Here is a 12,178-nt window from a genome sequence, read left to right as displayed (position 1 = left end):
CCTATTAATATCCATCACCAACAAAATTTAAATAACTTATACTTCATGGAAAAGAAGGAATTTAACAGGGCTATATTATTACAAAAAATAATGTAGAATCCTTGTGCTAAATATATGGAAAAATTAGAAAAGTGAATAATTTAATTATCGGAACCCTATTTGCGCTCTGTGCAGCTGCACTCAATGCCTCTATTGGTGTGATTAGCAAATTACTCATGCATAGTGGTTTAAACCCACAAGATATTGCCTTTTTAAAAACCATTATTGCCTTTTTCTTTTTAAGTGTTTTTTTATTTAAAGTCCCTGTCCGCCAAAAGATTGCCTACATTAGTAGTACTCCGAGCAAGCTCAGTGTTTTTGCTCAAATTGCGATATGTGCTTTTTTAGGAATTTTCTCTCTATTCTTTTTCGAGACCATTGCCTACAACCACGGTGCTGCGGCCAATGTGGTCGTGGTATTAATGGCTTCAGCAGCTATTTCTGCTTTATTTTTTGGCAGATTAGTTTTAAAAGAAAGTATTTATATTCATTCAATTATTGGAACATTATTAGCTGTAACGGGTATTAGTGTAATTTCATGGAAAGGTGAAAATAGTTTATTAATGCTTATCAATGCTTCTATTGCAGGTATTGGCTATGGTTTATTTTCAGTATTAATTAAAAAATTCAGATTAAATGGTGGTTTGTTTCTAACCAAGTACTTATTACTTTTTGGTAGTGTTTATCTTGCTGTTCCCTTTTTAATCAACTTTCATAGCATAAACTTTAACACTGACATTATTTTAGGTTTGGTTGGCTTAGCAGTCTTGCCTACCATTCTTGGCTTTTTCTGTACCACCAAAGCTTTGTCTTACATGAGTGCGGCAAAAGTACAAGTGACTGAGCTTTCTGAGCCAATTTTTGCGGCACTCATGGCTTGGGTCTTCATTCATGAACAACCGACTTTATCTTTTTTATATGGCGCAATTTTCATTATTTTAGGCATCTTCTTAATGAATAAAGCACCTAAATCATAACTGAGCCAATTTCATTTATATTGCTCTGCGTGATGGCAAGCCACTTGTACCACACTGGCAAAGTTAATTGCCATTTGTGAAGGGGCATGTTTTTTATATGCAAGCGCTAAACCCACCGTAGGTACTGGCGCTTGCAACGACCGATAAGCCACACCCTGTATTTGCAATTGTTTGGTCGACTCTGGAACCAAAGATACCCCCAAGTTTGCAGACACTAACGATAAAATTGACACAATTTGCGGAGCGTTTTGTCCAATTCTAGGTTCAAAGCCACAATTTTGGCATGCTTGTCTGATAGCATCAAAAAGTCCTGCACTAATTGAAGGTCGAGAGACAATAAAATCAAGCTCTCGAAGGGAAGCTAAATCAATTTCTTTTGATGACTCGTCTAGTTTAAAAGACTCTGAAGGCAAGGCTGCAATTAAAGGTTCAGCCAATAACTCTTGAACGATTAAGTTCTCTGGAATGTGACTTGGAGGCCGAATAATCGCGACATCTAAACGATCTTCAAGCAGTAAGTCTATTAGCAGCAAGGTATTAGCTTCTTCAAGCTTTAAATTCACTTTAGGATATTGCTGCTGAAAATAGCGAACGCATTTAGGAATAAGAGGATTCAACATTGAAGTGCCTGTAAAACCTAATCGCAATTGCCCGACTTCGCCATTAGCAACCTGTTTGACCAAGTTTGCTGCATCTTCTACACGCTGCTGTACAGGCTGAATGGCATTTAAAAAGGCAAGCCCAGCTTCGGTCAGTTCCACCCCATGCGGAGAACGAATAAATAAATCTGCACCTAACTCTTCTTCTAAGTCTCGTATTTGCATGCTTAAAGGCGGCTGGCTCATGTTTAAGCGATGCGCCGCTCTGGTAAAGTTTTTTTCTTCTGCTACTGCTAAAAAGTAGCGTATATGTCTTAGTTCCATCGCTATATATAAAACATATCATGATCCCTTGTTAAATATATTAGAAAAATACCATCTAAATTGCTAATTTTAATTTATCGAATTTTCTCGATGCAGCACACTTAAAGGCGCTGCACCTCTTTTCTGTCATGGTTATGATATGAGCTCTTCATCTACATCCAGTACCTTAAGCACTGAAGCAACTTCTGTTCTTTCCCGCGAGTGGATTCACAAAGGTACTAAAGCCTATAAACATGCAGGCTTCGCTTTATTCTTGGTAGGCTTTGCTAGTTTTTCTCTGATTTATTGCGTACAACCGCTCCTGCCAGCATTTAGCCAAAGCTTCCAGATTAGCCCTGCGAGCAGCTCTTTAGCTTTGTCTTTAACGACCGCCTTTTTAGCGATTTCAATTGTACTATCGAGCGCTTTTTCACAAGCGATTGGTCGTCGTGGTGTGATCTTTAGCTCAATGCTGTGTGCAGCGATTCTTAATATTGTGGCGATGTTTACACCTAACTGGCACAGTTTACTGATAGCTCGAGCACTAGAAGGTCTGTTACTCGGTGGAGTACCCGCCGTAACCATGGCTTGGATTGCTGAAGAAATCGCACCTGAACACCTTGGTAAAACCATGGGTTTATATATTGCAGGTACGGCTTTTGGTGGAATGATGGGCCGTGTTGGCATGGGCGTTTTGATTGAATATTTTTCTTGGCGTACAGCTTTAGGCTTTCTTGGTGCAATCTGCTTTATTTGCTCAATTGCTTTTTTAAACTTACTTCCTGCTTCGCGTAATTTCGTCCAGAAAAAAGGTTTGAATTTAGATTTTCACATGCAAATGTGGCGTACCCATTTAAGTAACTTCAAATTGCTACGTCTGTTTGCAATTGGTTTTTTGCTGACCAGTGTGTTTGTTACCTTGTTTAACTACGCTACCTTCCGTTTAAGCGATGCGCCTTATTCACTGAGTCAAACACAAATTAGCCTTATTTTCTTGTCGTATAGCTTCGGTATGGTGTCTTCCTCATTAGCAGGTGGCCTAGCCGAACGCTTCGGTAAAAAAACTATGATGATGAGTGGCTTTGCCTTAATGATTGTGGGCAGCCTCATGACACTACTCACCTCTCTTTTCGGTATTATTATCGGCATTGCATTTATTACAACGGGTTTCTTTATTACCCACTCACTCACCAGTAGTTCAGTAGGCGCTGAAAGCAAACAAGCTAAAGCCCATGCCAGTTCACTGTACTTACTTTTTTACTATATGGGTTCGAGCATTGTCGGTTCGGCTGGTGGCTGGTTCTGGTTACACGGTGGATGGAGTGCCATAGTGGGTTTAACCGTTGTACTGTCGGTACTTGGAATATTTTTAGCAATTTATACATCACAAGCGAAAGCTCATTAATTTAAAGGAACCTCACATGTCGAGTTTATTTGTTTATGGCACATTAGGCCCAGGGCGACTTAACGCTCATATCCTTGAAAATATTGGCGGACAATGGGCAGAAGGCTGGGTAAGTGGAACCTTACGTAACGAAGGTTGGGGCGCAGATTTAGGCTATCCAGGCATTGTGCTCGATGATGGTGCTAATCAAGTTCAAGGTTTTGTTTTTAGCTCGGAACACTTAGATTCGAATTGGAAATTGCTTGATGATTTTGAAGGCGAAGAATATGAAAGAGTGCCTGTTCAGGTCACTTTAAATAGTGGCGAACATGTTGATTCTTTTATTTATATATTGAAAACCAACTAAATATGATAGCGTGCTGTCTTCACAAAAGCAGACCGCACGCATTTGCGTATTTTACACGGTAGGCACAGTTCCACCATCAATCACAAATTCAGTTCCAGTAATTGCCGAAGCGCGATCAGATACTAAATAAGTAATCAAATCGGCAACCTCCTCTGGTTTATTTGGGCGCCCTAACGGAATTCCACCCAAAGCATTCATAATCATTTGCTTCCCACCTTCATAGTTTGTTTCCGCTTCAAGTGCAAGACGCTCTGCCAAAGCCACAGCAGCTTCGGTTTCAATCCATCCCGGCGCCACACGCACAACACGAATCCCCTTTGGAGAAATCTCTTTAGATAAACTTTTACTATATGTAGATAACGCCGCTTTTGCTGCTGCGTATGCAGTTGTTGATTCTGGTAAAGGTAATTCTCTTTGAATTGATGTTACATGAATAATGACACCAGAACCTTGCTCTAGCATCAGAGGTATCAATCTCCGATCTAGACGAATGGCAGGCATCAAATTTAAATTGATTTCTCGCTCCCACTCTTCATCACCCAATACAGCAAACCCACCTGCCGGAGCAGATGAACCACCTAAGACATGTACAACAATATCAATTTTCCCCCAGTGCTTCTGCACAGCCTGCGTTACATCACTGCATCCTTTAGCTGTAGTTAAATCAGCTTCAATAAAATGTACATTTTGTGGTAAATCCCGTACAGGATGGCGAGCGACAGTCATGACATCCACACCAACCTGATGTAGTGCTCTTACAACAGCGGCTCCAGTCCCTTTGCTGCCACCTGTAACCAACGCCCTTTTTCCCAACAGTTGTAAAGGAAAATTCATACTGTAATCTCCAATACTTCAATTTTTTCATCGTTTAGCTGGAAGGCATAATGTAAATTGATCGGGCTGCCAAGGAAGTTACCTTCCACACGCGCTATAACCAGATGCTGCCCATCTTGCACATCAATGCTCAGCGGTTCCACATGATATTCATATTGAGTTGAAGCCTGCTGCTTCCAGCCTAAGATGGCCTTGTGACCAACATATTCACGACCTTCATCGCGTACAACACCATGCTCTGTAAAACAAGCAACTACAGCTTCTGCCGTCTGCCGATCTGATTCAAAATAGTATTGAATTATTGATGGCAATAAAATTTGATGAACCATATATCTAAGCCTTATGTGAATTGATGCTTTTGATTGTAGCTTCACAATATTCTTGTTATAAGAGGGATAATATGGGATGAATTAATGCATAAATCGGGACAATGAATAATACAAGTCTAACGGACCTAAAAGCTGTGATTGCTCTTGCCAACCACCGTAATTTTCGGTCAGCCGCCGTTGAACTAGATATGTCATCTTCAGCACTCAGCCGAAATATTGCTCAGCTAGAACATAATTTAGGGATACGATTATTTAACCGTACAACCCGTAGTGTTTCACTGACCGAAGCAGGTCTACAGTTTTTAACGCGTATTACACCCGCCTTAGAACAAATTGATCTTGCTGTGCAAGAGACATTAGACCGTCGTGCCACTCCCTCAGGGACATTAAGAATCAATGCGGAAGAAGGCATGTCTCGGCAAATTCTTCATTCTGTAATCATTGAATATATCCATCGCTATCCAGATGTACGAGTTGATCTCGTTTCTGATGGAGAGTTTATTGACATTGTAAAAGAAGGTTTTGATGCTGGCATACGCTTCTCAAGTACCGTCCCACAAGATATGGTTGCCATTGAAATAGGCCCAAAGCAATCCATGGCCGTAGTTGCAACCCCAACTTATCTAAATACACATGGCATCCCCCACATACCTTCTGATTTGTTAAAACATCAATGCATCCGTCTACGATTGCCTAGCGGTAAAATTTATAAATGGGAGTTTTCCCAACACAATGAATCTTTAACTATTGATGTTTCAGGACCTCTCACAATTGACACGTATATGTTGGCCATTGACAGTGCTTTATCTGGTATTGGCTTGGCCTACACAGGGCATTGGTTTGTAGCTCCGCTCATCGAACAAGGTAAACTGGTAAGGGTTTTGGAGGACTGGACGCCTCTCTACGCTGGTTTATGCTTATATTACCCACAAGGAAAACACCCGAGTGCCGCATTACGTGCTTTCATTGACTTAGCACGTGAACAACGACTCATTCCTTCCCATCCAATTCTTTAAACTATCTTTCATTATCAGATGTGAAAAACCATCTAACTGCTCATTTTTTGGCTTGTATTTTTTTTAAGAAACTGTAAAATTCATTCCACATCGCCGGCATAGCTCAGTTGGTAGAGCAACTGACTTGTAATCAGTAGGTCCACAGTTCGAATCCGTGTGCCGGCACCATCATTAAACCTCATGAATATTTGATTTATGGGGTTTTTTGTTGTCTGTAGGTTTGTAATACGCAAAAAATTATAGCTATTTCCAAAATCGGATGCAGATCTATTGATCTACACCTTTCAACTTATTTTTCATATTTCTCTAATTCAGTAACCATCTCTTTTGCCGCTGCTATAATTTTAAGCAAAACCTATTAATAATATTTTAAAGAATATCTTTTCGAGAAAAAGATCTTGTCAAAAACTTTGTTTTTTAAATTCGATAAACTCTTATTATAAATTTAAACTTCAAAATAACTTTCTAAAACTAATTTATTCTTTTAAAAGCGAAATATGATGCCGCTAATTTATTAAAAAATATAGGATTAAAATAAGAAATATTAAAAAGATAAGATTATAATGCGCCCCCAAATAAGGTCATGTTAATAAGACCTATTTTATAAACTTTAATTCATTACGATACCAACAAGGAAAAATATGAAACTCCGTTTTATTTTACCTGCTTTATTTCTAACGTTGCCTTTAACAACATATGCCCAAGACACCACATCTCAAATTCAAAATGTTGCAAACCCACCAATTTGCTTAATTGAGGGTACTCCTTCAGCAGAACACTATAAATTAATTAAACGAGTCAAAGTCGCGAAAGGAACATATGGTGGGTTTGAAGAAATAAAACCTAAATTAGCCATTGTTGCCCGTAAATATGGTGCAGATGTGGTGATTAATTATCATCAAAGCCAAAGATTTGGTTTCTGGCCGTGGCGTATTGTTCGTCCTGTACTTACAGGAACTGCCGTGAAATGGAATACGCCTGTTGATTGTGCAGCCTTAGGTGGAAAAGAAATTCGTTAATACAAAATGAAAAAAGCCCAACATCCTGTTGGGCTTTTTTCGTATTTCGTCACTAGGTACACTTCCTGTAATACCTCACGTCCTGATGCTTAAACTTATTATTGTTGTTTTACGTTTCGGAACTTCCTGTTCCCGTTAAGTGCATCATAGGTAATTTATGAAGTCATAGAAAGACGCAAATTTCCCGAATGAATGTACGAAAAAGCGTACATGGTCCTTTTAAATTTAAAACTCGATTTACCTATTAATAAAAACTGAAAATATGAATTTTCAAAAAGTTCAGTTCGTCAATTAGATAAGAAAAATATATAATGAACCTTTCACTTTATTTCTAAAATAAATTTAAAAACAACAAGGAACTTAAATGTTTACTTTACCATCAAATCTTTTTCAACCTTTAGTGATCATACTTACATGCCTTATTTTCATTGTAAGTAAAATGCCTCAGCTAAAATATAGAAAAACTATATTATTTCTAGCGATGAGTAGCGTTATTTTAATCTGTATTTTAGGAATATTTGGCTTCTTTAATTAAGTTTTATTTCTTGCTCTTCTCTATCATTTTTTCAAAGTGCCTAAGGTTTGGGTTGAGCGTATCCCAATTATAGGCTTGGCTCACAAAGACTTCCGCCCTAGGCTGATAGAGACTCGGATCATCCAAAGTACCTGCACGTATTGAAATCATTTCAGGCGCAATTTCAGGTAAGCCAAAAAGCTGAGAACCACAAGTCGGGCAAAATGCTCGTTTAATAGGTCGGCCAGAAGATCCTAAAGTCTCAAAATATTTAAGTTCACCATTCACTTTCAATTCAGATTGGTGAAAAAAAGCGATTGGTGCATATGCCGAACCCGTCGCCTTCTGGCAATCTCGACAGTGACAATTAAAGCTATAACGTGGCTCCGCTTCGCTTTGGTAGCTCACAGCTCCACACAAACACGATCCCTGATATTTAGCTGACATAGCTTATCCTATTTTTTTATTGCTGTGATTTGAATATAACGTACATATCCAGCTTGGTAGAGTTGTTGGCATAACTTTGCAGTCATTTGAATTTTAAAATTTGCCAACCCGCGGCTTTGGTTTTGGTCTTGTTGATTTTGAATATATTGCGAAAAACCGAGTAATACAGGTTCTGATAAATCTTCAATTTGAATATCGACAAAACCTTGTTGTTCTAAAGCATTTCTTAACGTTTTCTCGTTTGGCACATTGTCCCAAACCACGTCTGCCGCTTTAAGCAGATAGCGATACTTTTGTTCTTGTAAGACTGTCATGTTTTGACATGAGTCAGCACGCATTAAGTAATGAAAACCTAATCGTGCATTTGAATTTAAAACTGGAGTGACCGAGTTAAGAAATGAATTTAAATTGCTGTGGTAAGCCGCATCAATACACAACACCACATCGAAAGATTGTTTAAATTCAAATTGTTTTAAATTTAAAAATGAACCGTAGAAAATTTGGCTTATTTCAGGAATAAGTTTTTGAATTTTATTAACACATTTAGATTGTAGTTCAACTGCACTAAGGCTTTTGGGCTGATAGTGTTTTAACCAGTGCAATAAACTTGCACCCTGTCCACAGCCTAAATCTAAGAGATGATCTTTTGAATTTAAATTGACAGCTTGTGCCAAATAGTCGGCCAATTGGCAACAAGCTTCACGGTAGTTTTGGGTGTTTTTCCAAAAACCCAAATTTGTCCAAGCAAGCTCTCCATCATCCCCCAAACTTGATGCATCAATTGCATATTTATGGGGGATTAGTTGCGAGAGTATTGCCCGAACTTTTGTTTTCACAATTTTAGTAACCGAGCTCAGGAGCAACTTCAACCTGAGGCTTTAAACCTACAAATGGTAAAGGTGCACCTAAAATTTCAGCAATGTGCATTGCAGAAGTCACTGCTGACTCTAAAATTGGCAAGCCATCACATGACCATGAACCACAGTAGAATACTTTACGGTTTAAGTCTAAATGACGTTGTTGCAATTCTTTATTTAAAGCAATTGTTTGCGAGTCTACAACTGCACGCGTTAAGGTCACTTTTGAAATGACTTTTTTAGGGTCAATATCAGTGACTGGACGCCAAGTCTGGAATACAGGATTTTTACCAACCAGTGTTGGTTCAACTGCATTCATCCAAACTGTGAATTGCTGACGTGTAAACTTACGATCCATCATATAGCTAAGCACCGACCAGTCTTTACGGCGTGGCGGCATTACTGTGGCATCTGTATGAATCACAAGATCACCTTGCTCAAAACGGAATTGTTTAAGCAACTTCATATCTTCAGCAAATTGTTCAGGGTTTAAAAATTCATCGATCTTAGATGTCGGAGTTGCAACAATTACTCGGTCAAATAAGTTCTGTTCACCTTGGCTGTTTTCAACCAGTACTTTTTCGCCTTGTAATTCAACTTTTTTAATCGCGGATCCGCTATGGATGTCGATATCTTTAATTAAGCTATCTACAAATGCAGGTGTACCACCTTTCATACGTAACAGCATGTCGCCATCAGTTAAGTGACGTAAAAACTCAAGTAGATTTTTTGCAGGCCAGTCGCCAATTGTTTTTGGGTTACAAGTACAAATGGTATATAGCACTGGCATTACCACACCATGCCAGAATACTTCTTCTATATCGTTCTGATTAATAAATTCAGCGAGAGTAATATCTTGATTTTTAGATTTGAAAAACTGGTGGATTGCAGTTTTTAATTGCAACATCCCTTTCACAAGACGCCAGCCATATTGCTGAATCCCTTTGCGGTTATTGATAATCGGGAAATTACCAATACGGCTACGAGATGTGGTTAACCATGTTTCCGTACGATCTTCGAATAACCAGCTACATGACATATAAGTACGAACTGGGAAAGTTTTAATGCCTAAATGAGCAGCAAGACTGAGCGTGTTCTTCCACAAATGTGGATTCATCACACGCAATGGTGCATCAATAATTCCACCGTCGAACTCAATGCTATGGCTATCCATTCCCCGGCCAGGAAGTGCTTCAAATATCGTGATCGTATGCCCTGCATCTTTCAGAATTCTTGCTGCCGCAAGACCTGCCATTCCACTGCCAATAATTGCGATATTCAAAATGATGTCCCATTCTTTGAGAATTTTTTTGATTATCACTCATACCCTAAAAAAACACCGTATTAAAAACTACCAGATTTTTATTTTTTGCATCAATTTATATAGAAAATATTTAGTTTCTCGCCCCACTCATTTTTTATATTTTCTTACAATAACAATGCAACACATAAGGCCTTATATTTTTTGAAAATTTAAAAAAAATCTTTTAAATAAAATAAGATAATTTAACTATATTTATATCATTCGTTTTACAACTGTTATTTTTTGGGATATCATTACCCCATAATAATGAGAAGCAAGTCACACAAAACAATGCCGAGACAACAATGACAACCATCATAAAAACAGAACCTTTACAGCGAAAAAGCCCGCTATTCACACTTGATAGCGGGCTTTTTATTACTTTGCTTTAACGGCTAATCGAGAGCAATTTATCCTTCTTGCATGAGTGAACCAAATTTTCCACGATTAAAATCATTAATCGCTTCCATAATTTCAGATTTGGTATTCATGACAAATGGTCCATAACCTTCAATTGGTTCATTAAGCGGTTGGCCTGTTAGCACCAAGAATTTAGTGTCTTCTTCTGCATTTAGGCTAAACTCAACCCCTTCACGAGATAAAATCGCAACGGTTTTACCTTCAAGACGGTTTGAATCATTAACCACAACAGCCCCTTCTAATACCACAACAAGAGTAGTATGACCTTCAGGCACATAAAGGGTATGTTTTTGGCCTTTAACCAATTTACCGTCCCATACATTTAGTGGACTAAATGTAGTTGCAGCACCTTGTTCGTCTGCATATTCACCTGCAATCACACGCAAATGGCTACCATGCTCGTCTAGTGCAATGTCTGGAATATCTTTGGCTTCAATCGCTTGGTATTTTCCAGGAGTCATTTTTGAATTGGCAGGTAAATTTACCCACAATTGCACCATCTCAAAAAGACCACCATGCTCTGCGAACTCAGGAGAATGGAACTCTTCGTGTAACACTCCTGCACCCGCAGTCATCCATTGCACATCACCAGTTTTAATGGTTCCGCCGCCACCGCTTGAGTCTTTATGCGTAACTTCACCTTGGTAGGCAATCGTTACCGTTTCGAAACCACGGTGAGGATGCGAACCTACACCTTGCTGCTCAGTCGTTGGTGAGAAGGTATAAGGCGCTGCATAATCCAGTAGCAAAAATGGGCTTAGGGTTTGGCCTAAACGGTCATAAGAGAACAGGTTATATACAGGGAAACCATCACCCACCCAATGCATCTGGTTATTTTGATATGCACCAAGAAATTTCTTCATCTGATCTCTCCTATATATGTAGGATTTTCTTGAACTGGGATTGATTTTACGCCTCAATAATTGCAGTTTATAGATCAGGATTAGCAACACATTATTTCATCTATGAGACAATCATGCCTTTTCAGAATATGTCTCGGCTATCGTCCTATTTTTAAAATTCTTAATCCTATTTTTTAGACTTAATCACAACATAAAACTCAACTAGCATAATTTTAGGCAATGATGACCTACTCAATAATTTTTCATCATTCATTTTGATAACATGAGGAAATAAAAAATGGCTCAAGATTACGTGCGTTTAGACAAGGATAATGCCGCAGTTCTTTTAGTTGACCACCAAGCAGGTTTACTTTCTTTAGTTCGAGATATCGATCCGGATAAATTTAAAAATAATGTATTAGCACTTGCCGATGCTGCGAAATATTTCAATTTACCGACTATTCTGACTACCAGTTTCGAAAATGGCCCAAATGGTCCTTTAGTTCCAGAGTTAAAAGAACTCTTCCCAGATGCGCCTTTTATTCCACGTCCTGGTCAAATTAATGCATGGGATAATGAAGATTTTGTAAAAGCTGTAAAAGCGACAGGTAAAAAACAACTGATTATTGCAGGTGTAGTGACTGAAGTATGTGTGGCATTCCCCGCTTTAGCTGCGTTAGCTGAAGGCTTTGAAGTGTTTGTGATTACCGATGCTTCTGGTACTTTTAATGAATTAACACGTGATGCTGCTTGGGACCGTATGTCAAAAGCAGGTGCTCAGCTCATGACTTGGTTCGGTATGGCATGTGAGTTACACCGTGACTGGCGTAATGATGTAGAAGGTTTAGGGGCATTATTCTCAAATCATATTCCTGATTATCGTAACCTTATGACCAGCTATAGCTTTAATACATCGCAAAAATAATGA

At 38.7% G+C, this 12,178-nt stretch carries 13 protein-coding genes and 1 tRNA gene; 7 read left to right on the top strand and 7 right to left on the bottom strand.

Annotated features, from left to right (window positions below):
• Positions 1–131 precede the first annotated feature (131 nt).
• Positions 132–1,016, top strand: a complete 885-nt coding sequence (locus ACB088_RS17405; RefSeq protein WP_309951516.1) for a DMT family transporter — start codon at positions 132–134, stop codon at positions 1,014–1,016.
• Between the two features lie 11 nt (positions 1,017–1,027).
• Here the strand turns inward: ACB088_RS17405 and ACB088_RS17400 are convergent, their stop codons facing one another.
• On the bottom strand, positions 1,028–1,939 hold the full coding sequence (locus tag ACB088_RS17400) for a LysR family transcriptional regulator (RefSeq protein WP_375037565.1): 912 nt from the start codon (positions 1,937–1,939) through the stop codon (positions 1,028–1,030).
• 139 nt (positions 1,940–2,078) lie between these two features.
• On the opposite strand from ACB088_RS17400, the gene ACB088_RS17395 reads away from it, so the two are divergent.
• Together ACB088_RS17395 and ACB088_RS17390 are read left to right on the top strand one after the other, a co-directional pair.
• A complete protein-coding gene (locus ACB088_RS17395) occupies positions 2,079–3,323 on the top strand; it encodes an MFS transporter (protein ID WP_375037564.1) in 1,245 nt (414 codons plus the stop codon).
• A 16-nt stretch (positions 3,324–3,339) separates the two neighbouring features.
• Positions 3,340–3,669 carry a gamma-glutamylcyclotransferase family protein gene (locus ACB088_RS17390; protein WP_375037563.1) on the top strand — a complete coding sequence of 110 codons (330 nt, stop codon included), beginning with the start codon at positions 3,340–3,342 and terminating at the stop codon, positions 3,667–3,669.
• A gap of 51 nt (positions 3,670–3,720) precedes the next feature.
• Here the strand turns inward: ACB088_RS17390 and ACB088_RS17385 are convergent, their stop codons facing one another.
• Together ACB088_RS17385 and ACB088_RS17380 are read right to left on the bottom strand one after the other, a co-directional pair.
• Positions 3,721–4,503 carry an SDR family oxidoreductase gene (locus ACB088_RS17385; protein WP_375037562.1) on the bottom strand — a complete coding sequence of 261 codons (783 nt, stop codon included), beginning with the start codon at positions 4,501–4,503 and terminating at the stop codon, positions 3,721–3,723.
• On the bottom strand, positions 4,500–4,832 hold the full coding sequence (locus ACB088_RS17380; protein ID WP_375037561.1) for a nuclear transport factor 2 family protein: 333 nt from the start codon (positions 4,830–4,832) through the stop codon (positions 4,500–4,502). Before ACB088_RS17380 ends, ACB088_RS17385 begins: the two co-directional genes overlap by 4 nt.
• Positions 4,833–4,933: 101 nt before the next feature.
• Here ACB088_RS17380 and ACB088_RS17375 point away from each other — a divergent pair, with 101 nt between their 5' ends.
• The 3 genes from ACB088_RS17375 (at position 4,934) to ACB088_RS17365 (ending at position 6,867) form a co-directional block, all read left to right on the top strand.
• Entirely contained in the window at positions 4,934–5,848 is a 915-nt protein-coding gene (locus ACB088_RS17375; RefSeq protein WP_375037560.1) for a LysR family transcriptional regulator, read from the top strand.
• 92 nt (positions 5,849–5,940) lie between these two features.
• A tRNA-Thr gene (locus ACB088_RS17370) sits at positions 5,941–6,016 on the top strand.
• A 473-nt stretch (positions 6,017–6,489) separates the two neighbouring features.
• The gene (locus ACB088_RS17365) at positions 6,490–6,867 is read left to right on the top strand and encodes a hypothetical protein (protein WP_307012390.1); all 378 of its coding nucleotides are present in this window, start codon (positions 6,490–6,492) and stop codon (positions 6,865–6,867) included.
• A gap of 538 nt (positions 6,868–7,405) precedes the next feature.
• Here the strand turns inward: ACB088_RS17365 and ACB088_RS17360 are convergent.
• The 4 genes from ACB088_RS17360 to ACB088_RS17345 all read right to left on the bottom strand — a co-directional run bounded on the left by ACB088_RS17360 (position 7,406) and on the right by ACB088_RS17345 (position 11,271).
• Complete coding sequence (locus tag ACB088_RS17360; protein ID WP_375037559.1) at positions 7,406–7,828, bottom strand: GFA family protein; 423 nt, start codon at positions 7,826–7,828, stop codon at positions 7,406–7,408.
• 8 nt (positions 7,829–7,836) lie between these two features.
• The gene (locus tag ACB088_RS17355; RefSeq protein WP_375037558.1) at positions 7,837–8,664 is read right to left on the bottom strand and encodes an SAM-dependent methyltransferase; all 828 of its coding nucleotides are present in this window, start codon (positions 8,662–8,664) and stop codon (positions 7,837–7,839) included.
• Between the two features lie 4 nt (positions 8,665–8,668).
• Positions 8,669–9,967, bottom strand: coding sequence for an FAD-dependent oxidoreductase (locus tag ACB088_RS17350; protein ID WP_044425777.1), 1,299 nt, complete (start codon positions 9,965–9,967; stop codon positions 8,669–8,671).
• 431 nt (positions 9,968–10,398) lie between these two features.
• Positions 10,399–11,271 carry a pirin family protein gene (locus ACB088_RS17345; protein ID WP_375037557.1) on the bottom strand — a complete coding sequence of 291 codons (873 nt, stop codon included), beginning with the start codon at positions 11,269–11,271 and terminating at the stop codon, positions 10,399–10,401.
• Positions 11,272–11,548: 277 nt separating this feature from the next.
• On the opposite strand from ACB088_RS17345, the gene ycaC reads away from it, so the two are divergent.
• Positions 11,549–12,175 (top strand): isochorismate family cysteine hydrolase YcaC, encoded by a 627-nt coding sequence (gene ycaC, locus ACB088_RS17340; RefSeq protein WP_003653981.1) that lies wholly within the window; start codon positions 11,549–11,551, stop codon positions 12,173–12,175.
• Positions 12,176–12,178 lie beyond the last annotated feature (3 nt).

It is taken from the genome of Acinetobacter sp. RW6 (assembly GCF_041956835.1).
In the GTDB taxonomy this organism is placed as follows: domain Bacteria; phylum Pseudomonadota; class Gammaproteobacteria; order Pseudomonadales; family Moraxellaceae; genus Acinetobacter; species Acinetobacter calcoaceticus.
The sequence above is the reverse complement of the archived record's forward strand: the minus strand, read 5'-3'. Positions and strand labels throughout refer to the sequence as shown.